10 protein-coding genes are annotated in these 21465 nt (G+C 74.4%); 5 read left to right on the forward strand and 5 right to left on the reverse strand.

Annotated elements, in window-relative coordinates; all coding sequences use genetic code 11:
• Nucleotides 1-177 precede the first annotated feature (177 nt).
• Nucleotides 178-1155, forward strand: a complete 978-nt coding sequence (locus tag HS045_RS16005) for an aldo/keto reductase (RefSeq protein ID WP_196452140.1) — start codon at nucleotides 178-180, stop codon at nucleotides 1153-1155.
• A gap of 138 nt (nucleotides 1156-1293) precedes the next feature.
• Here the strand turns inward: HS045_RS16005 and HS045_RS16010 are convergent, their stop codons facing one another.
• Nucleotides 1294-2703: an erythromycin esterase family protein gene (locus HS045_RS16010; RefSeq protein WP_196452141.1), complete on the reverse strand. Its 1410-nt coding sequence runs from the start codon at nucleotides 2701-2703 to the stop codon at nucleotides 1294-1296.
• Between the two features lie 240 nt (nucleotides 2704-2943).
• Here HS045_RS16010 and HS045_RS16015 point away from each other — a divergent pair, with 240 nt between their 5' ends.
• Both HS045_RS16015 and HS045_RS16020 read left to right on the forward strand, forming a co-directional pair.
• Nucleotides 2944-5451, forward strand: a complete 2508-nt coding sequence (locus HS045_RS16015; RefSeq protein ID WP_196452142.1) for an ATP-binding protein — start codon at nucleotides 2944-2946, stop codon at nucleotides 5449-5451.
• Between the two features lie 59 nt (nucleotides 5452-5510).
• Nucleotides 5511-5855 (forward strand): MmcQ/YjbR family DNA-binding protein, encoded by a 345-nt coding sequence (locus tag HS045_RS16020; RefSeq protein ID WP_196452143.1) that lies wholly within the window; start codon nucleotides 5511-5513, stop codon nucleotides 5853-5855.
• Between the two features lie 48 nt (nucleotides 5856-5903).
• Here the strand turns inward: HS045_RS16020 and HS045_RS16025 are convergent, their stop codons facing one another.
• The 3 genes from HS045_RS16025 to HS045_RS16035 form a co-directional block, all read right to left on the reverse strand.
• A complete protein-coding gene (locus HS045_RS16025) occupies nucleotides 5904-6923 on the reverse strand; it encodes a YhjD/YihY/BrkB family envelope integrity protein (protein WP_196452144.1) in 1020 nt (339 codons plus the stop codon).
• 41 nt (nucleotides 6924-6964) lie between these two features.
• Nucleotides 6965-10204, reverse strand: a complete 3240-nt coding sequence (locus tag HS045_RS16030; protein ID WP_196452145.1) for a non-ribosomal peptide synthetase — start codon at nucleotides 10202-10204, stop codon at nucleotides 6965-6967.
• A 159-nt stretch (nucleotides 10205-10363) separates the two neighbouring features.
• Nucleotides 10364-17047 (reverse strand): non-ribosomal peptide synthetase, encoded by a 6684-nt coding sequence (locus tag HS045_RS16035; protein WP_307827545.1) that lies wholly within the window; start codon nucleotides 17045-17047, stop codon nucleotides 10364-10366.
• A gap of 457 nt (nucleotides 17048-17504) precedes the next feature.
• Between HS045_RS16035 and HS045_RS16040 the strand changes: the two genes are divergently transcribed.
• A complete protein-coding gene (locus tag HS045_RS16040; protein ID WP_196452147.1) occupies nucleotides 17505-18320 on the forward strand; it encodes a siderophore-interacting protein in 816 nt (271 codons plus the stop codon).
• A 144-nt stretch (nucleotides 18321-18464) separates the two neighbouring features.
• Here the strand turns inward: HS045_RS16040 and HS045_RS16045 are convergent, their stop codons facing one another.
• On the reverse strand, nucleotides 18465-20045 hold the full coding sequence (locus HS045_RS16045; RefSeq protein WP_196452148.1) for a polysaccharide lyase family 1 protein: 1581 nt from the start codon (nucleotides 20043-20045) through the stop codon (nucleotides 18465-18467).
• Between the two features lie 380 nt (nucleotides 20046-20425).
• Here HS045_RS16045 and HS045_RS16050 point away from each other — a divergent pair, with 380 nt between their 5' ends.
• On the forward strand, nucleotides 20426-21409 hold the full coding sequence (locus tag HS045_RS16050; protein WP_196452149.1) for a BtrH N-terminal domain-containing protein: 984 nt from the start codon (nucleotides 20426-20428) through the stop codon (nucleotides 21407-21409).
• Nucleotides 21410-21465: the final 56 nt, after the last annotated feature.

Raw genomic sequence — 21465 nt, forward strand, 5'->3', positions numbered from 1 at the left:
CGTCCCGGGAACCGAGCGCGGCGGCTGCCGGAGACCGCTCCGCGTCCCTCGTCCGTCCCTCCCGCCTGCGCTGCTCGTCCGCGTCGTCCTCTGTGCCCGGTCTCTGTGCCCGGTCTCCGGGGCCCTCGTCCGGGGCCCCGCCCGGTCGGAATGCGGAGTGAAGCTACGATCGGACACGTGGAACAGCGCATTCTGGGAAAAACCGGTAGAAACATCGGAGTCGTCGGACTCGGCGCCTGGCAGCTGGGCGCCGACTGGGGTGAGGTGGGCGAGGACGAGGCGCTGGCCACCCTGGAGGCCGCGGTGGACTCCGGAGTGACCTTCATCGACACCGCCGACGTCTACGGCGACGGCCGCAGCGAGCAGATCGTCGGCCGCCTGCTCAAGGACCGGCCCGGGCTGACCGTGGCCACCAAGATGGGACGGCGCGTCGCGCAGGAGCCGTCGGCCTACACCCTGGACAACTTCCGCGCCTGGACCGACCGGTCCCGTGCCAACCTCGGCGTGGACACCCTCGACCTGGTGCAGCTGCACTGCCCGCCCACGCCGGTCTACTCTTCCGACGCCGTCTTCGACGCCCTGGACACCCTGGTGGACGAGGGGCGCACCGCCGCCTACGGGGTGAGCGTGGAGACCTGCGAGGAGGCGCTGACCGCGATGGCGCGGCCGGGCGTGGCCACCGTGCAGATCATCCTCAACGCCTTCCGGCTCAAGCCGCTGGAGCGGGTGCTCCCGGCCGCGGCGGAGGCCGGGGTCGGCATCATCGCCCGGGTCCCGCTCGCCAGCGGTCTGCTGTCGGGCAAGTACGACGAGTCCACCGTCTTCGCCCCGGACGACCACCGCACCTACAACCGGCACGGCGAGGCGTTCGACGTCGGCGAGACCTTCTCCGGTGTCGACTACGCCACCGGCCTGGAGGCGGTGCGCCGCCTGACCCCGCTGGTGCCGGAGCAGATGACCACGGCGCAGTTCGCGCTGCGCTGGATCATCGACCAGCCCGGAGTCTCCGTGGTCATCCCCGGCGCCCGCACCCCCGGGCAGGCCCGCGCCAACGCGGCCGCGGCCGAGGCGCCTCCGCTGTCCGCGGACACCCTCCGCGGGGTGCGGGAGATCTACGACGAGCTGATCCGGCCCCAGGTCCACCACCGCTGGTGACCCGGCGGCTCGCGGGGCGGTGCTTCACCTCGCGAAGCCGGTTCCGCGCGGGGCCGCACTTCACTGGGCCGGTTCGCTGGGCCGGTTCATTGGGCCGGTTCGCTGGGCCGGTTCATTGGGCCGGTTCACTGGGCCGGTTCACTGGGCCGAGGGGAACGTCTCGGGCTCCCCTTCGCCGGACGGCTCGTCGTGCAGCGGGTGCAGGGCGCTCGTCCGGTCCAGCCAGAGGAACGCGTCGTAGCGGCGGCCGGGCGCCGTGCGGACGTAGTTGCGCAGGTGGTCGCGCTCGGGATGGTAGACCACGCCGATGGCACGGTGGCCCACCGGCCGGTCGTACCACCCGGGCCGGTCCCCGGGCGGCGGCACGACGAACAGCGCGCCCTCCGGCGCGGCCTCGTGCAGCAGTGACTCCAGCGACGTCGGCCGGGCGGGCGGGACCGGCATGATCTCGGCCGGCGCACCCCATCCGTCGCCCGCGACCACCGTGCCCCGATGCGTCCCGAAACCGACGAGGACGACCGCTCCGTCGCTTCCGGAAGCGGCGTCGGAAGCGGCGTCGGAAGCGCCGCCGGACTCATCGGCCCTGTCGGCCCTGTCGGTGGTGCCGCCGGTGCCGCCGGTGCCGCCGGTGGTCCTGCCGGCGGCACCGCCGCCGTGCCGCTCCCGGACCAGCTGCCCGAGGGTGGTCATCCCGGCCGCCGCCATGTCGGTGGCGCGGGCGTCGCCGATGTGGGTGTTGTGCGCCCAGACGACCGCCTTCGCGTCGTCTCCGTAGAACCCGGTCAGCCGGTCGAGGGTGTCGGCCATGTGGGTGTCCCGGACGTTCCACGACTCGGGCCCGCCCCGCAGCACGGCGCGGTAGTACTCCTCGGCCCCGGCCACCACCTCGGCGTTCTGCCGGACCGAGAAGCCCGCCTCATCGTCCGTCGCGGTCCGGCGGACCGTCGTCAGCAGGTCGACGGCCTCCTCCTCGCAGGACTCCGGGAGCAGGGGTGTCGCCAGGCCGTACTGCTGCGGGTCGTGCCCGCGCGCCTCGAAGCAGTGCAACGCGCGCAGCACCGCGTCGGCCTGCTCGGGCAGGTGGCGCAGGGCGTAGCCGCGCACGGCCCGCAGCGAGTCCCAGAGGCTGTAGACGTCCAGGCCGTGGAAACCGCAGCGCGCCCACGTCGGCACGGAGTCGTTCCAGCCGCGCAGCCACCGGCAGAACTCCGCGACCTCCTCGTTGGCCCACATGAACGAGGGCCAGCGGGCGAAGCCGTACACGGCCTCGCGGGGGGATTCGCCGTCGGTGCCGGTGACCGCCCGGTGGATCCGGTGGCAGTCCGGCCAGTCGCCCTCGACGCCGACGAACCGGAAGTCCTTCTCGGTGATCAGCCGCCGGGTGAGCGCGGCCCGCCAGGCGTAGAAGTCGTGCGTGCCGTGGCTCGCCTCGCCGATCAGGACGTACCGGGCGTCGCCGATGCGTTCCAGCAGCGGGTCGAGGTCCTCGGGTACGGCCAGCGGCAGGGCCGACCGCCTGATCTCGTCCTGGTCGTTTCGCTGAACCATGGCGGAGCCGTACCCGCGATGCACCGGCCCGATTCTGTATACAAACAGAAAAAGTCCTATATATCCGCATTGTCATAGTCTGGGGTGGAAAGGTGGTTCATGGTCCTTGTTCCGGCCGCAGGGGTGAACCGATCGGAGGCAGGGACGTGAGGGCGTGAGGGGGACGAGGCGGTGGAGGCAGCACAGCACGGTGACGATGCACGGCCGTCGCGGGCCGCGGGCCCGCCCGGTGCGCCCCCCGTGCCCGGTGCCGTCCTGCTGGACCGCCTGACCCGGCTGACCGCCCGGCTGCTGCGGGCTCCGGCCGCGCTGGTCGCCCTCGCCGACCACGATCGCCAGGTGGTGGTCAGCGCGGCCGGACCGGCCGGGCGGCGGGCGGGCCTGCGGTCGCCCCTTCCGGCCGCGCTGCGCGAGCGCGTCGAGGCCGCCGACGGGCCGCTGGTGGTGACCGATACGGGAGCCGACGAGCGGCTGCGCCGCGACCGGACCATCGGCGGGCTGGAGGCCGTCGCCTGCGCCGCGTTCCCGCTGCACGGACCCGATGGCGAGACGCTCGGCGCGCTGTGCGCGATCGACGTCGAGCCCCGCCGGTGGGACCGGGCGCAGCTGGAACTGGGCGGCGACCTCGCCCGGACGGTGGAGGAGGGGATCGCGCTCCGGCGGCCGGGCGGGGAGCGGCCGGGCGGGGAGCGGCCGGAGGAGGAGCGGACCTTCCTGCAGGCGCTGCTGGACAGCCTGGACACGGGGGTGGCGGCCTGCGACCGCGACGGCAGGGTGGTCCTGGTCAACAGGGTGCTGCGGGAGAGCCGACCGCCCCTGCTGGGGGTGCACGTCGGTGACCTGGCCGGGATCTACGGCATCTTCGCCGCGGACGGGCGGACTCCGCTGCCGCCGGAGGAGGTGCCGCTGGCGCGGGCGTTCGCCGGCGAGCTGGTGGACGGGCAGGAGGTGGTGGTGCGGACGGACGACCGCCACCCGTGCCGGATCATCGTCAACGGCCGCCCGATCGAGGCCGCGGACGGGCGGCGGCTCGGAGCGGTGGTCGCCGTCCGCGACGTCACCGACCAGCACCGCGCCCAGGCGCTGCACCGGGCCCAGCACGCCGTGGCCGGGGCGCTGATCGACGCCTCCTCCCGGGAGGAGGCCGCCACCGGCGTGGTCGCCGCGGTCACCGACGCCCTCGGCTGGGTCTGCGGAGAGTACTGGCAGGTGGACCCCGGAGAGACCGGGCTGACCCGCATCGGCCTGTGGACCCGTCCGGAATGCGACCTGTCGGCCTTCGTCGGCGAGCCGCGGATGGCGCTCCGGCCCGTGCGGGGGATGCTCGGGCGGGTGTGGGAGAGCGGCCGCGAGCTGTGGATCTGCGACCTGCCCCACGACCCCCGCGACTTCACCCGCAGGGAGCAGGCCCTGCGGGCCGGACTGCGCGCCGCCATCGCGCTGCCGGTGCGCAGCGGCCGGCAGGTGCTGGGCGTGCTGGTCTTCTACAGCGACACCGTCCAGGAGCGGGACGACGGGCTGACCGCGCTGCTCGACGGGGTCTGCGCGCACGTCGGCCGGTACATGGAGCGCCGCCGGGCCGAGGAGCTGACCCTGGCCCTGGCCGCCAGCCGCCGCCGGTTCGAGCAGATCGTCACCCACGTCAACGACGACGTGTGGACCGCCGAGATCACCCCGGACGGCAGGGCCCGCCCGCTGTACGTCAGCACCTCCGGAGCCGGGATCCTCGGCGAGCGGGTGCCGCCCGAGGAGAGGTCCGGCGGCGGGGACATGATCGCCATCGTCGGGCGCTACGTCCATCCCGACGACCGGCCGGTCTTCGTCGCCTTCTGCGAGAGGCTCGTCTCCGGCCACCCGGCCGAGGCCGAGTTCCGTCTCGCCGGGCTGGACGGGGCGACCCACTGGGCCTGGATCCGGGCGCTGCCCCGCCGCGAGGGCGGCCGGCTGTTCGTCGACGGCATCTCCACCGACGTGACCGAGCGCCACCGGATGGCCGAGGAGCGCGAGCGGCTGCTGGCGGAGGAGCAGCGGCAGGTGCGCCGCCTGCGCGAACTGGACCGGATGAAGGACGAACTGGTGGCGCTGGTCAGCCATGAGCTGCGCAGTCCCATCGGCACCATCCGCGGCTACGTCGAGATGCTGCTGGACGATCCGGAGCTGGGCGGCGAGCACCGCGCCTTCGCCGACGTGATCGACCGCAAGAGCGCCGACCTGCAGCGGCTGGTCGACGATCTGCTGGACCTGGCCCGCCTGGACGCCGGGCGCATCGCCATCGATCCGCGCCCCGTCTCGCTGACCCGGCTGCTGAACCAGAGCGTCGAGGACCACCGGCCGGAGGCCGCGGCCAAACGGCTGACCGTCCAGGTCGACCTGGGCCGCCACCTGCGGGTGCACGCCGATCCGGCCCGGCTCCGCCAGGTGGTGGACAACCTGCTGTCCAACGCGGTCAAGTACACCCCCGCCGGAGGCGCCGTCGACGTCGCCGCCCGCCGGGACGGCGACGAGGTGGCCGTCACGGTGGCGGACACCGGCATCGGCGTCCCCGCCGAGCAGTACCCGCAGCTGTTCGGCCGGTTCTTCCGCGCCACCACCGCGAAGGAGGCCGGGATCAAGGGCACCGGCCTGGGCCTGGCCATCATCCGGGCGATCGTCGAGGCGCACGGCGGGACCGTGACCGCCGCGCCCCGGGAGGACGGCGGAACCGTCTTCACCGTCCGCCTGCCCGCGGAGCCGCCGCAGGAGGACTGACTCCGCCCGCCCCCGGCGGTTCCCGGCGCCGCGGGACGCGGTACATGCGATCATGGAATGTGTCTGATTTCGATCGCGTGCGCGACCTCGCCCTGGAGCTGCCCGAGGTCGAGGAGTCCGTGTCCTGGGGCACGCCCTCGCTGAAGGTCCGGGGCAGGCTCTTCCTGCGCCGCCACGAGGACCCCGGGCTCACGGTGGTCAAGATCTCTCCGCAGGAGCGGGCGGCGCTCACCGCGGCGCGCCCCGAGGTCTTCATCGTCACCCCGCACTACGAGAACCACCGGTACGTGCTGGTGCGGGCGGCGGAGTTGACGGAGGAGGAACTGCGGGAACTGGTCACCGAGGCCTGGCGGCTGAGCGCCCCGCAGCGGCTGGTGAAGGAGTTCGACCGGGACGCGGGCTGACGGGCGGCCCCGCCCGGCCGGATCCGCCGGTTCAGCGGATCCGCCGGTTCAGCGGGACCGGCGGGACGGGCGGGACCTGAGGTCGTACCGGCGGGGGGCGGCCTTCCGCGGCCCCGTCTTGACCTCGGGGATCGCCGGGGCCTCGACGACCTCCGTGCGCGGCTCGCCGACGCGCCGCCGGGTGGTCAGGTCGAAGGCCGTGCCGTGGCGGCCGGTCGCGGCGTGCGAGGCGGCGAAGAGGATGAGCATGTTGAGCAGCTTCAGGAACAGCAGCATGCCCACCGCGCCCGCGACGACCTGGTACGCCGGGTTGGCCGAGCTGATGTTGAGGTAGACCTGCCCGATCGTCTTCAGCAGCTCCAGCCCGACCGTGATGATCAGAGCCGGGACGGCGACCCGGCGGGGTGACAGGTGCAGGCGGGGCGTCAGCGTCAGCAGCGCCGTCGACAGCAGCAGGTTCACGCCGATGCCGAGGACGAAGGCGGCCGCCGACAGCGTCCAGCGCGCCGGCACCGCCTCGGTCCCGACCGTCGCCTCGATCAGCCAGGCCAGCGCCGCCTGGGCGCCGAACGACAGGGCCAGCGAGATCGAGAGCAGCAGTCCCAGGGCGACCAGCACGCCCAGGTCGATGAGCCAGCGCAGGAAGAAGTTGCCGGGGTACTGCTCCAGGCCCCAGACCGCCCGGATGGAGGAGCGCATGGAGTCGATCCAGAACAGGCCGGTCAGGGGGAGGCCGAACGAGGCGATCACCCCGGCCGTGTCGCGGGCGTCGCGCAGCGCCTGCACGTCGAGCCGGGGGAAGGTGTCGCTCAGGTAGCGCTCCACCTCGCCGATCGCGGCGGGCGTGTCCAGCACGTGGCCCATGATCACGAAGCCCAGCAGGGCCAGGGCGAAGGTGGCGTAGAACGCGTAGTAGGTCATCCCCGCCGAGAGGCGGCCCGCGTCGGTGCGGTCGAAGTGGACGCCGGCCCGGACGAGGTGGTCGAGCCAGCCGCACCGGCGCCGGGCCGCGGCCCATCCCCGGGTGAACCCGCCGGTCCACCGGCCCGTCTTCGCGCTGGCCGTCATGGGGGCGCACTCTACCCGCGAAAGCGGGTTTCACCGCTCTGTCAGAGCCGTCCGTCGATCATCGATTCGGCCTCCTCCTCGGAGAGCCGGTCGATCTCCGCGGCCAGGTGCTCCTCCACGACGGCCGCCAGCCGGCGGATGGAGCGGGCGGTGAACAGGATGTTCAGCGGCAGGTCGATGCCGACCTCGGAGCAGATCCTGGCGACGATCCGGGTGGCGAGCAGCGAGTGGCCGCCGACGTCGAAGAAGTCGTCGTCGACGCCGAGGTCCCCCCGGCCCAGGACCTCGCACCAGATCTCGTGCACGAGCTCCTCTCCGGCGGTGGACGGCCGGACCGGGGGCGCCGTGGCCGTGCCCCCGGTCGCGTTCCCGTCCGTGCTCCCGTCCGTGCTCCCGTCCGTGCTCCCGGCCGCGCCGCCGGGGGCCGGCAGCGCGGCCCGGTCCAGCTTCCCGTTGGGCAGCCGGGGGAAACCGGAGACCGGCACGTACAGGCTCGGGACCATGGCGGCCGGCAGGCGGGTCCGCAGGAACGCCCGCAGCTCCCCCACGGGGACCCGCGTGTCGACGTAGGCGACCAGGGCCCGCCCGCCGGGGGCGTCGTCCCGCACCGCGGCGACCGCCCGGCGCACGCCCGGGTGGGCCGCCAGCGCCGCCTCGACCTCGCCGAGTTCGATCCGCACGCCCCGGACCTTGACCTGGGCGTCGGCGCGGCCGAGGAACTCCAGTGCGCCGCCGGGCGCCCGCCGTACCAGGTCGCCGGTCCGGTAGAGCCGGCCGCCGCCGCCGAAGGGGTCGGCGACGAACCGCTCCGCGGTGAGGCCGGGACGGCCGTGGTACCCGCGGGCCAGGCCGTCGCCGCCCAGGTACAGCTCGCCGACCGCCCCCGGCGGGACCGGCCGCAGCGCCCCGTCCAGCACGTGGGCGACCGTGTTGGCCACGGGCAGGCCGATGGACATCGCCGCGGCGTCCCGCGGCACGCGGTGCGCCAGCGACCAGATCGTCGTCTCCGTGGGCCCGTAGAGGTTCCACAGCTCCCGGTCGCCCCGGCCGGCCGCGTGGATCCGGCCGGCCAGGGCGACCGGGAGCGGCTCGCCGCCGCTGAACACCCGGGGCAGCCCGGCCGGCAGCCGGTCCAGGATCTCCTCCAGCACCGAGGGCGGCGCCTGGACCGTCGTCACCCCGGCGTCGGCGACGAGCGCGCCGAGGTCGCCCGTCCCGTACGGCGGCGCGACCACCACGGTCCCGCCGGCGAGCAGCGGCCCGAAGACCTCCAGCGCGGCGATGTCGAAGGACAGGGAGGTGAGCAGGAGCATCCGCTCCGCCGCGGTGAAGCCCAGCGCGGTGACGAGGTTGACCACGCCCCGGTGCGGGACCATCACCCCCTTGGGCCGCCCCGTCGAACCGGAGGTGTAGATCACGTAGGCGAGGGCGTCGGGGGAGACGCGCCCGGCGGGCGGGGGAGGACAGGGCAGGGGCGGGAGGGCGTCCAGCAGGATCGCCGGCGGGTGGTCGGCGGGCAGCCGCGCGACCAGTGCCGAGCGGGTGAGCAGCAGCCCGGCGCCCGAGTCGGAGAGCATGAACCCCAGCCGCTCGGCCGGGTAGTCCGGATCCAGCGGCACGTAGCAGCCGCCGGCCTTCAGCACGGCCAGCAGCGCGACGACGAGCTCGGCGTCCCGCGGCAGGCACACCGCCACCGGCTGCTCCGCGCGGACCCCGTGCTGCCGCAACCGCCCGGCCAGGGCCTCCGCCCGCTCCTCCAGCCGCGCGTAGGTCAGCGTGCCCGCGTGCGCGACGACGGCCGGGGCGTCCGGCGTCCGCGCCGCCTGCTCGGCGACGAGCTCGTGCAGCGCGCGCTCCGGGTACGGCGACGCCGGGCCCTGCCAGGCGCCGAGCAGCCGGCGGTGCTCGTCGCCGCCGGTCAGCGGGAGCCGGGAGACCGGCCGCCCGGGGGCGTCCACGGCCGCCTCCAGCAGGGTCAGGAAGGCGGAGAGCAGCCGGCGGACCGTGTCCTCCTCGAACAGGTCGGTGCTGTACTCGATCCAGCCGCCCAGCCGGCCGCTCGGGTTCTGCACCTCCAGGGTGAGGTCGGTCTTGGCGGTCCCGGTGCCGAGCTGCATGCCGTGCCCCTCGATCGGGAGCTGGTTGAACCCGACCTGGTACAGGGGGGTCCGGGCCGGGTCGCGCGGCGGGCGCAGCGCCTCCACCAGCGTGGCGAACGGCACGCCCTGGTGGTCGAGCGCCTCCAGCACGGTGGTGCGCGCCCGGTCCAGCGCCTCGGTGAACGTCGGATCGCCGCCCAGGTCGACGCGGAGCGGCACCGTGTTGACGAACATGCCGATCAGCGGGTTGAGCTCGGGCAGCTCGCGACCGGCCACCGGGGAGCCCACGACGACGTCCGTCCGGCCCGTCCAGCGGGCCAGCAGCGTCGCGAAGGCGGCGAGCAGCACCATGAACGGCGTGCATCCCGTCCGCCGGGCGAGGCGGGCCAGCCCTTCGGCCGTCCCGTCCGGTACGGAGAACGCCACGTTCGCCCCGGCGTACCCGAACTCGGCCGGCCGCGGCCGGTCCGGCGGCAGCTCCAGCGGGACGCTCCCGGCGAGCTTGCCGCGCCAGTAGTCCAGGTCGGCGTCGAGCGCGCCGTCGGCGAGCCTGCCGCGCTGCCAGACGGCGTAGTCGGCGTACTGGACCGCCGGCTCCGGCAGGCGCGGCGGGCGCCCCTCCCGCAGCGCCGCGCACAGCTCGGCCAGCTCCGTGCTGAGGATCTCCGCCGACCAGGCGTCGTAGACGGTGTGGTGGGCGACGAACAGCAGCCGCCACTCCTCCCGGCCCGCCTCGTCCCGGTCTGTCCCGTCCTGGCCTGCTCCGTTCCGGCCTGCTCCGTTCCGGCCTGCTCCGTTCCGGCCCAGCGACACCAGCCGGGCCCGCCAGAGCGGCGCCCGGTCGAGGGAGAACGGCGCCGACGCCTCCGCGGCGGCCAGGCGGTCGAACTCCGCGTGCGGGTCCGCCGCGCCCGACAGGTCGTCCCGCGCCAGGACGACCGGGACGTCGGCGGCGATCGTCTGGACGACCTGCTCGTCGCGGAAGGCGAACGCGGTGCGCAGCGGCTCGTGCCGGCGCACCAGCAGGCCGAGCGCGCGCTCCAGCACCTCGGGGTCCACCGGGTGCATCCAGGGCAGGGTGGAGCAGGTGGCGATGTTGTACACCGCCGATCCGGGCTGCAGCCGGCTGAGGAACCAGATCCGCTCCTGGGCGAACGAGGCGGGGAAGACGTCCTGGGTCACTGGGGAACCCTCTTTCTCGCAGGCGTCACTACGGTCTGCTCTCGCAGGCGGCACTACGGTGCCCGGTGAAGGGACCCGGCGGGACCGGGGGTCACCGGGGCGGCCCCTCCGGCGGGGCGGGCGGGCCGCCGCGACCGGCGACGGCCCGGTCCCCGCCGGTCAACGGCCCTCCCGCAGGCAGCCGCGGATCTCTTCGGTGATGGGGGCCAGCGCGTCGGTCTCACCGATGGTGGCCAGCCAGCCCCACTGGTCGAGGGCGTGGCAGAGCCGGTAGAGGGCGACCCGCTCGGCCCCGTCCGCGGGCAGCCCGCCGTACCCGGCCAGCAGCTCCCGGCGGCGCACCGGGTCGCCCCGGACCGCGAAGTAGTCGGTCTTCGCCAGGTCCATGAGCGGGTCCCCGCCGACGGCGTTCTCCATGTCGATGACGCCGGTGAGGCGCCAGGCCCCGTCGCGCTCGGCCACCATCACATTGCGCTCGTGGAAGTCGTGGTGGCACAGCACGGGCGTCCGGCAGCGCGCGAGCAGGTGCCGCCGGGCCGCGATGTACCCGGTGATCTTTGCGTGCAGGGCCGGGTCGCCGCCGAACGCGGCGAACTGGTCCGCGCGCAGGTCGAGCAGGCCGCCGACGTAGGCCTCGTTGGACGGCTCGCCGGCCCCGTCCACCGGGCCGAAGTCCCGCAGCGCGACACCGTGCAGGGCCCGCAGCGCCGCTCCCATCTCCCGGTAGAGACCCGCGATCACCGGCTCAGGCAGCGCACCGGACACCTCCGAGAGCGGGCGGCCCTCCACCTTGGTCATCACCAGGTAGGCCTGGGGCAGGTCGCGCCGGGACTCGTCCCACGTCACGACGGCCGGGGCCGGGACGCCGCTGTCCGCCAGCAGACCGTAGACGAGCCTCTCCTTGTGGAGCCGCGCGGTGAACAGCTCGGGGTAGAGCTTCACGATCACGTCCGGGTGGGGCAGGTCCCGGTCGGCGCAGCGGACCTCGTACACCGCGCTGATCTCGCCGCCGGTGCGCAGGACGACCCGCTCGACCTCGGTCCCCAGGACGGCGGCCGCCTTCTCCGCGGTCAGCGGCATGGTGAGCGCCTTGGCGAAGGCCGGCGCGCTCCAGGCCAGGCTGACCCGGTTGCCCGCCCGCTCGCGCAGGGCCTGGGCGCCGACGAGGTCGTCGGGCGGCGCCTCGGGCATCTCCGCGTCGAACCGGGCCAGCACCGGGACGCGCAGGCAGACGAGCACGTGCACGGCGATGCCGAGGCCGAGCACGATGTACATCAGGCCGATGCCGCGGCCCTCGCCCACGCCGATCACCGCGCCCACGGTCGGGGCGAGCGCGCCGCCGGGGGCCAGCAGCGGTTCGAGCAGGCGCTCGCTCAGCGGTGCGACGACGGCCATGCCGAGCGGCAGCGTCGACCACGAGATCATCTGGTTGACCGCCGTGACGCGCCCGTGGAAGCGCTGCGGAACCTTCACGTGGACGATCGTCATGAAGATCCCGTTGACGATCGAGAGGCTGCCCCAGAGCCCGAAGGCGCCGACGCCGACGACCAGGGGGGAGGCGTGCAGGCCGGTGACCACCGCGAACAGGCTCAGCAGCAGGGTGGACAGCATCACCCCGCGCATCCGGCGGCGGCGCGGCCCGCCCCACAGCGCGACGGTCAGGCCGCCCAGGGTCGCGCCCAGGCCGCCGGCGAAGGAGATCTGCCCGGCGGTGGACAGCGGGGCGAAGGACAGGACCAGCGGGGAGATCGACAGCAGCAGCGCCGCCAGCATCACGTTCAGGACCGCGAAGTACAGCAGCGCGGCCCGCAGGTGGCGGTTGCCGAACGACATCCGGAACCCGGCGGCGATCTCGGCCGCCAGCGTCTCCCGGCGCACGTGGGCCATCGTGTCCGGGAACCGGACGAGCGCCAGCACGCCCAGCAGCAGCGCGAACCCGGCCAGGTCGACGGCGAGGATGCCGCCCAGGCCGATCGAGGAGAGCAGCGCCACGGCGGCGAGCGGTGCGACGAACTGGGAGGTGCCCGTCACCATCTGCACGACGCCGGCCGCGTGGCCGAGGTACTGCTTGGGGACCAGCTGGGGCAGCGCGGTGGTGAAGGCGAGGCGCTGGAAGATGAGCGCGACCGACAGGCACGCGGTCAGCGGGTAGAAGTGCCAGATCTCCACGTTCCCCGACCACAGCAGCCAGCCCAGGACGAGCTGGACGCCTCCGGCCAGGCAGCCGCCCACGGCCATCATCCGCCGCTTGCCCGCCCGGTCCACCAGCGCGCCGACCAGCGGCGCGGCCACCACCCCCGGCATGATCGACAGGGCGGTGAACAGCGCGAAGTCCAGCAGGGACCCGGTGGTCAGGTAGATCCAGGCGGGGATCGCGAAGTCGGCGATCGCGGTCCCGGTCATGGAGACCAGCTGGGCGACGGCGACGGCCATGAACCGCCGCATGCCCGGTTCGGGCGCCGGGCGTCCCCGCGGACCGGGCCGCCGCGGGCGCGTCCCCGCGTCCGGCGGCGCCGTACGGCCGTCCGTCCGCGTCCGTGTGCGTGCCCGCGTCCGGATCGCGGATCCGCCGTTCCCGTCGCCGTTCCCGGTCCCGTCGCCGTTCCCGGTCCCGTCGGCGGCGCCGTCTCCGCCGGGACCGGTGGCCGCCGGGTCCGGGGCGGGGCGGACGGAGGTCTCCTCGATCCACCAGCCCGCCGCCGGTCCCCGGGAGGCCCGGTCGAGGGTGCCGGCCGCGCCGTACCCCATCGCGACGTGGGTGTTGGTCAGGATCTCGGCCAGGTCCTCGGCCCGGTACTTCAGGAAGTAGTGACCGGCCTCGTCGAGGACGACCAGCGCCGCCACGGGGCTGAGGAAGTGCCATTCCCGGTAGCGCTCGCGGTAGTAGTCGGTCGTGGGGTCCTGCTCGCCGACGACCGAGACGACCGGGGCGCGCAGGGGGGTGATCCGCTCCGAGAGCAGCCGGGTGAAGGTCTCCTCGGCGATCAGGGTGTCCCTGCGCTGGTTGCGGACCATGAACCTGATCTGCTCGTCGTCGAGGCCGGAGACGTCGTTGCCCATCGACTTCATGCGGTTCTCGTAGGCGCGGTCGCCCCGGATCCGGTCGAGCCGGGTCAGCCGCCCCAGCGGGCCCGCGATCCGGCCCGTGGGCCGGGCGAACGGGAAGATCGCGCCGATGTAGACGGCCTCCGGCACCCGGCCCCGCTCCTCCAGCCGCCGGGCCACCTCCACGGCGAGGGCGCCCCCGATGCCGCAGTGCCCGTAGAGCGCCACCGGGCCCTCGATGCCGGTCAGGATCTCCGTGACGCACCGGTCGGCGATCTCGTCGAGGGGCTGCGGCTCCTCGTCGGGCAGGCCGGGGTCGTGCCCGGGGAAGGCCATGGCGTACAGCGCGCACTCCTCGGGCAGCGCGTCCGCCAGCGGCTGGAAGACCATCGCCTGGCCTCCGCCGTACGGGATGCAGACGTAGGTGATGCTGCGGCGCGGTCCCGGCCGGGTCAGCTCGTACAGCAGCGAGCGGGAGTCGCGGGCGGTGTCGGGCCGCTCCACCAGCGACGCCAGGGCGCGCACCGTCGGGTGCTTGAACAGGTCCATGACGCCGACCGCGCGTCCTCCCCGGGCCTCGGGCGGCAGCACCTTGCGCAGCCGGGCGACCGCCTGGATGGCGAGCAGGGAGTGCCCGCCGAGGTCGAAGAAGTCGTCGTCCACGCCGACGGTCTCCGCCTCCAGCAGCTCTCGCCAGAGCCCGGCGATGGCGCGCTCGGCGGGGGTGGCCGGCTCGGCCCCCCGGCCGCCCGCCTCGCCGTGCCGTTCCGGGGCGGGCAGGGCCCGGCGGTCCAGTTTGCCGTTGGGGCCGAGCGGCAGCGCGTCCAGCACGACGATCGCCGAGGGGACCATGGCCTCGGGCAGGACCGACCGGAGCGCCGCACGCAGCGCGGCCGTGTCCGGCACGGGGCCGGACGCGGTGCCGGACACGGTCCGGGGCACGGGGCCGGACGCGGCGCCGGGGACGACGTAGGCGACCAGCCGCTTGTCGCCGGGGGCGCCGTCCTCCCGGACCGCCACCACCGCCTCGCCCACGCCCGGCTGCCCGCGCAGGACCGCCTCGACCTCGCCGGGCTCGATGCGCTGGCCCCGGATCTTGACCTGGTCGTCGATCCGGCCGAGGAAGACGAGCGTCCCGTCGCGGCGGAGCCGTACCAGGTCGCCCGTGGCGTACAGGCGCGCGCCCGCGGGACCGAACGGGTCGGGGACGAACCGGTCGGCGGTCAGGGCGGGGCGGCCGTGGTAGCCGGTGGCGAGCTGGACGCCGCCGATGTGCAGCTCGCCCGGCACCCCGAAGGGCACCGGTCGCATGCGCGGGTCCAGGACGTACAGCCCGGTGTTCTGCACGGGGCGCCCGATGGGCACGACCGGGTCGCCGGGGACGCACCGCCACAGGGTGACGTCCACGGCCGCCTCCGTCGGGCCGTACAGGTTGTACAGCTCCACCTCCGGCAGCCGCGCGAAGAACCGGTCGGCGAGGTGCGGGGCCAGCTCCTCGCCGCTGCACACGACCCGGCGCAGTGCCGCCGCGCAGCGCTCGACGCCCTCCTCGGCGAGGAACGCCGCCAGCATCGACGGCACGAAGTGCACCGTCGTGACCCGCCGCGTGACGATGAGGTCGCGCAGGTAGGCGGCGTCGCGGTGGCCGCCGGGGCGGGCCAGCAGCAGCCTGGCGCCGGTGACGAGGGGCCAGAAGAACTCCCACACCGACACGTCGAAGCCGGCCGAGGTCTTCTGCAGCACCACGTCGCCGGAGGTCAGCCCGTGGGCCCGCTGCATCCAGTCCAGCCGGTTGCCGATGCCCGCGTGCGTGTTGGGCACGCCCTTGGGACGGCCCGTGGAGCCCGACGTGTAGATCACGTAGGCCAGGTCGGAGGGGGTCGCGGCGGGAGGCGGCGGCGTCCCGGGGAAGGCGTCGAGCGGGTCGTCCAGCGGAACCGTGACCACGCGGCCGGCATCGCGGGTGTCGGTGTCGGTGTCGGTGACGGCGGGCGGGAGGCGGTCCGCGAGGTCTTCTTGGAGGAGCAGGACGGTCGCCCCCGCGTCGGAGAGCGTGAACGCCAGCCGCTCGGCGGGGTGGTCCGGGTCCAGCGGGACGTAGGCCCCGCCCGCCTTCAGCACGCCCAGCAGGCCCGCCACGAGTCCGGGCGAGCGCTCGGCGCAGACCGCGACCTGCGAGCCGGGGCCGACGCCCAGCCCGCGCAGCCGGTGCGCGAGCCGGTTGGCGCGCGTGTCGAGCTCGGCGTAGGTCAGCCGCGCGTCCTCGGACTCCACGGCCACCGCGTCGGGGGTGCGCGCCGCCTGCGCCTCGAAGAGCGAACCGAGCGTGGCCCCGTCGTCGTACGGCTCGCGCGGTCCCGCGGCGCAGGCGAGGATCCGCTCCCGCTCGCCCGGCGGGAGGACGTCCAGGTCCGCGATCCGGGCGTCCGGCGCGGCCGTCGCCGCGCGCAGCAGCGTCTCGAAGCCGGCGGCCAGGGCCGCGACCGTCTCCGGGGAGAACAGGTCGCGGTTGTAGACGAAGGCCCCCCGCAACCCCGCGGGGTCCTCTTCCAGGAAGAGCTCCAGCTCGAAGCGGGTGGTGCGGGCCTCGACGCCGAACGGCTCGGTGGACGGCCCCGGCCAGGGCGCCCGCCGGTCGCCGCGGTAGCTCTGCAGGGCGAGCACGGCCTGGAAGACCGGGGGGCGGGACACGTCCCTGGGGATCCCGAGTTCTCCGACCAGCTGCTCGAAGGGGAGCTCCTGGTGGGCGTAGGCCTCCGTGGCGTGCCGCCTGACCCGGCCGAGCAGCTCCCGGAAGGTCGGGTCGCCGCCCAGGTCGGCCCGCATCGCCAGGACGTTGACGAACAACCCGATCACGCCCTCCAGCTCGGGCCGAGGGCGCCCGCCCACCGGTGAGCCGACGGCGAAGTCCTGCTGCCCCGCGTGGCGGCCGAGCAGTGTCTGGTAGGCCGCGAGCAGCGCCATGTGGAGGGTCGCGCCGCACTCCCGGGCCAGCGCGGCGAGGGCGTCCACCAGGAAGCGGTCCAGACGGAAGCCGTACGAGGCGCCGGCGAAGGTCTGCTCGGCGGGGCGGCCGGCGTCGGTGGGCAGCTCCAGCGGGGGCACGCCGGCGAGCCGTTCCCGCCAGTAGGCCAGGTCCGCCGGGTCGGCCGGCCGGTCGCGCCGCCAGAGGGCGTAGTCGCCGTATCCGACCTGCGGGTCCGGCAGGTCGGCGCCGCCGTAGAGCGCGCGCAGCTCGTCGGCGAGGATCTCCATCGACCAGCCGTCGGCGGCGATGTGGTGGACGGTGACCAGCAGGACGTGGTCGTCCTCGGCCAGCCGGACGAGGGTCGAGCGGATCGGCGGGCCCGCCGCCAGGTCGAAGGGGCGGGCCGTCTCGGCGCTCAGGATCTCCATGGCCGCGGTCTCGTCGCGGGCGGCGGCGCGGCGGGTCTCGACCTCCGCCGTCTCCGCGACGACGACGGACGGGCGGCCGTCCTCGTCGGAGGGGAAGCGCATCCGCAGGCTCTCGTGGCGGGCCGCGACGGCGCGCAGGGCCAGTTCCAGCCGGTCGGGGTCGAGCGGGCCGCGGAACCGCAGGGAGAGCGGGATCGTGTAGGCGGCGCTGCCCGGCGCGAACTGCTCCATGAACCAGAGCCGTTCCTGCCCGAAGGACAGGGGGACGGGTGTGCCCGGAGGGCGCCGGGGCACGGTCCGCGCGCCCGCCGTCCCCCGGCGGCGCAGCCGCTGCTCCAGGAGGGCGCGCTTGGCGTCGGAGAGCTGGACATCGCCGGTGGAGAGCCCGGACGAGGACGTCACACCTGCCTCGCTTTCGGGTGGGCGGCGCATCACATCTGCTGAAGGACATTCATACATATCGGTGCGAATCGAGTCGAGACATCGGCTCCGACATAAATGAATGAGCCATGAACTCGGTCGACCGAAAAATGATTTATCGCCATGAAAAAATGAGGAGAGCGCTTCGCCGTATATCGCCCGCCCCGCCCGCCCTGCCTCGCCCCGCCGGGCTCGTCGCGCCTCGTCCCGCCGGAGGGGTCGGCAGGACCGCCGAAGGGCGGGGGCGCGGGCCGCTCCCGGGTACGGCGGGGCCGTGAGGATCGTTAGGATAGCCTCACCTAATGAGTCGGCCGATCCCCTGTCCGGGGATCACGGCCGGCCGCTCCGCTCAGGGGCGCCGGGGCCCGCGCCGGAGACCGTACTCGGCGGAGGACCGCCGGGCGGGCGGGCCGGCTCTTCCGAAGGGACCGCGAGAACCATGACCCCACCGTCGTCCACCATCGTCCGCCACCCCCTCGCCTACCGGCTGCTGGAGGTCAGGCGCGTCGTCCGGATCACCCCCGGGACCGTGCGCGTCACCCTGGGGGGCCCCGAGCTGGCGGGCTTCCGCGAGCAGGCGCCGACCGACCACGTGAAGCTCTGCTTCCCCGGGCCCGGCGCCGAGCTGCCGACGGCGCCCGTCATCGAGAACGACATGTGGGTGGACGCCCCCGTCAAGCCGATCACCCGCGACTACACCGTCCGCCACCACCGGCCCGAGGCCCTGGAGCTGGACGTGGACATGGTCGTGCACGGCGACGGCGTGGGCTCCGCCTGGGCGGATCGCGCCGAGCCCGGCATGCGGCTCGGGGTCCTCGGCCCGCGCGGTTCGGAGGTCGTGCCGCTGGTGCACGACTGGTACCTGCTGGCCGCGGACGAGACGGCGCTGCCCGCGCTGGGCCGCTGGCTGGAGGCGCTGCCCGCCGGGGTGGAGGTCATCGCGTTCGCGGAGGTCTCCGGCCCGCAGGAGGAACAGCGCTTCGCCGCCCGCGCCGAGACGTCCCTGACCTGGCTGCACCGCGGCGACGCCGCTCCCGGCACGACCGACCTGCTGGAGCGGGCCGTGCGCGCCGCCGTCCTTCCGCCGGGGACGGGCTACGCCTGGGTCGCGGGCGAGGCGAACACGCTCAGGCCGATCCGCCGCCACCTGCGCCGGGAGCGCGGGCTGGCCAAGGAGCAGGTCGACGTCGACGGTTACTGGAAGCGCGGGGAGACCGACCACGACCACCACGCCCCGGACGACGAGGCGGCGTGACCCGGCCCGCCGAGCCGCCGGCGGGTGTTCCCGCCCGGCGCCCGGATTCCGGACGGGCCGGATTCCGGGCGGGCCGGGTGCCGGCGGCTCGGCGACGAGCGTGCGCAGATCCGTCCGCTGCCTCTGCGGGAGCGGTGGGAGCGCCTAGCCGGCGTAGGTCTCGTACTCGGCGACCTTCGGGGTGCCGGTCGAGCCGGTGATGGTGAAGGTGATCTTGCGCAGCGAGGTCCGGGGGAAGGAGATGACGCCGGCCTTGCCGCCGGAGGCCAGGACGGCTCCGGTGTCGGCGTTGACGACCTTCCACGCGGTGATGGCGCCCGTGGAGCCCGCCGCCTCCCGGATGTTGATCCTGGAAACCGCGGTGGCGGAGCCCCACTTGATCGAGATGGAGCCGGTCGAGCCGGCCGGCGACCAGTAGGTGCTCAGGTCGCCGTCCCGCACGTTGCCGTAGCCCGTCCCGGCGGCCTTGCCGGAGCCGTCGGAACCGGCCCCGATGCTGAGGTTGGTCCCGCTGGGCTGCGTCGGCGTCGGCGTGGCGGTGGTGGTGGGCTTCGGGGTGGCGGTGGCGGTGGTGGTGGGCTTCGGCGTGGAGGTGGTCGGCGTCGGCGTCGGGGTCTGCGCCGAGCAGCCGCCGTTCGACACCTTCAGGCCCTTGCCGGCGCCCGCCGTCTGGCTCACGATGGCCGGCACGCAGCCGGCCGCGTCGGGGCTGTAGGCGTAGGGGATGCTGACGGTGGTGTTGGACTGCGGGTCGGGGCCGGCGGGCTTGTTCTCGCTGCCGGGGCTGGACCAGGTCACGTTGTCGAAGACGTTGCCGCTGACCTGCCAGTAGCCGGCCGCGGAGGTGTAGAAGGTGCCCAGGACGTCCTTGGAGTTCTTGAAGTAGTTGTTCTCCACCTTGGCGCGGGCACCGGCCCGGGCGTTGATGCCGGACTCGTTGAGCTTCACGTAGTGGTTGTTGTAGATGTGGGCGATGCCGCCGCGCAGCAGCGGCGTACGGGAGTCGATGTTCTCGTACAGGTTGTGGTGGTAGGTGATGAAGCTGTTCCCGGTGTCGCTCTCGCTGGACCCGACGAGGCCGCCGCGGCCGGAGTTGCGCAGGGTGCTGTAGGACAGCGTCACGTACCGGACGTCGTCCTTCATGTCGAAGAGGCCGTCGAAGCCCGCCGACTCCCCGCCCGAGGCCTCCAGGCTGACGTGGTCGACCCAGACGTTGCGGACCGTGCTCTCCATGCCGATGGCGTCGCCGCCGTTGGAGGTGGGCGAGCCCGACTTCTTGACGTTCCGGACGGTCACGTTCTGGATGATGATGTTGCTGGAGTCGCGGATGTGGATGCCCAGCTGGTCGAAGACGGCTCCGCTGCCGACCCCGACGATCGTGACGTTGCTGATCTGCTTGAGCTCGATCAGGCCGGCGGCGGTGTTGCAGCTGGATCCCGACACCTTGGCGGTGTTGGCGTGGTTGATGGTCCCCTCGACCTCGATGATGATCGGGGTGCTGCTGCTGGCCCGGTTGCACAGGGCCGCGTGGATCGCGGTCCCCGTGGTGGCCCGCACCGTCTGCCCGCCCGCGCCGCCGGTGGTCCCGCCGTTCTGGGTCGCGTAGCCGGTGGCGCCGCCGGCCGCGGCCGACGCCGCGGGCGCCGACAGGACCGCGCCGGTCGTGGCCGCGACGGCCGTCGTGGCCAGGGCCGCGTAGAGCCGCAGTGCGACTGGTCGTCTCATGCTTGCCTTCTTTCGTCTTCGGATGCCGGACGCCGGTGCCGCTGCCGGGCGCCGGGAGCCGGGACCGGGGGCGTTCCACCGGGCCGCGGGGGTCTCCTGCCCGCGCCGCCGGGTCGGGGGCGGCGGGGCCGCCACCTGCGCAGAGACCGCCGGAGTCGGTGACGTGACCGGCCGCCCGGTCTTGGAAAGCGTTTTCCGTCCGTGAGGATAGGGGGTGTCCATCCGGTTGGCAAGGCCGTGCGCGCGGCCGGTCCCCCCGCTGGACCCTCCCCCCGTGGGAGACCGCATGCTGGTGCCGGCGGCCCCCGCGGCCGGTCCTGAAAGTTTCAGGGACGGGGAGGCCGCGACCGTTCGCCGCGTCAGCGTGAGGAGGGCGACACATGGCCGTCGTGGAGGGCGTCGAGGCCCGCGGCATGCACCACTGCGAGACGACGACGCTGGGGGTGCTGCTGCGGCACGAGGGACTCGACCTGTCCGAGCCCATGCTGTTCGGGCTGGGCTCGGGCCTGTCCTTCGTCTACTGGGACGGCGGGGGCATGGCCGTCCCCTTCCTCGGCGGCCGTGTCAAGCCCTTCGCCCTCACCCGGAACCTGGCCGCCAGACTGGAACTGACGCTGACGGTCGAGGAGACCGCCTCACCGCGCAAGGCGTGGCGGAACGCGGCCGACCCCGTCGACGCCGGCCGGCCGGTCGGCCTCCAGCTCGACTGCTACCACCTGGACTACTTCCGCACCAAGGTGCACTTCGGCGGCCACGTCGTCGCCATGTACGGCTACGACGAGCACGACGCCCACCTCGTGGACACCGGCGGGCAGGGGGGAGCGGTGCGCACCAGCCGGGCGAGCCTCGCCCTGGCGCGGGCCGAACGCGGCCCGATGACGGCCAGGAACCGGTCCTTCACCCTCGCCCTGCCGGCGCACCCGATCTGCTGGCAGGAGCAGATCGTCCCCGCCGTCAGGGACTGCGCCGAGGCCTTCCTCGCCGCGCCCATCGCGAACCTGGGCCACCGCGGCATCGAGAAGGCCGGCAGGCAGGTGCCCGGCTGGCTGCTCCGCGCCGGCGACCCGCGGCGGGACCTGCCGCAGACCGCCCTCCTCATGGAGCGGGGCGGCACCGGCGGCGCCCTGTTCCGGGCCCTCTACCGCGACTTCCTCGCCGAGTGCGCCGAGCTGATCGACGACGGCGGCCTGCGCACCGGCCACCGGCTGTACGCCGAGGCCGCCGTCCTGTGGACGGAGGTGTCCGCCCTGATCGCGAAGGCCGGGGAGAGCGGTGACGCGGGGCACCTGGAGCGGGCCGGCGCCGTGCTCGGCGAGCTCTCCCGGATCGAGGAGGAGGCCATGCGGGTGCTGCGCCGGCTGTAGCCCGCGGGGAGGACGCGAGGCGGACCCGCCAGGACCCGGGCGAGGCGGACCCGTCG

The sequence above is a fragment of the Planomonospora sp. ID82291 genome (assembly GCF_015711645.1).
GTDB lineage: Bacteria > Actinomycetota > Actinomycetes > Streptosporangiales > Streptosporangiaceae > Planomonospora.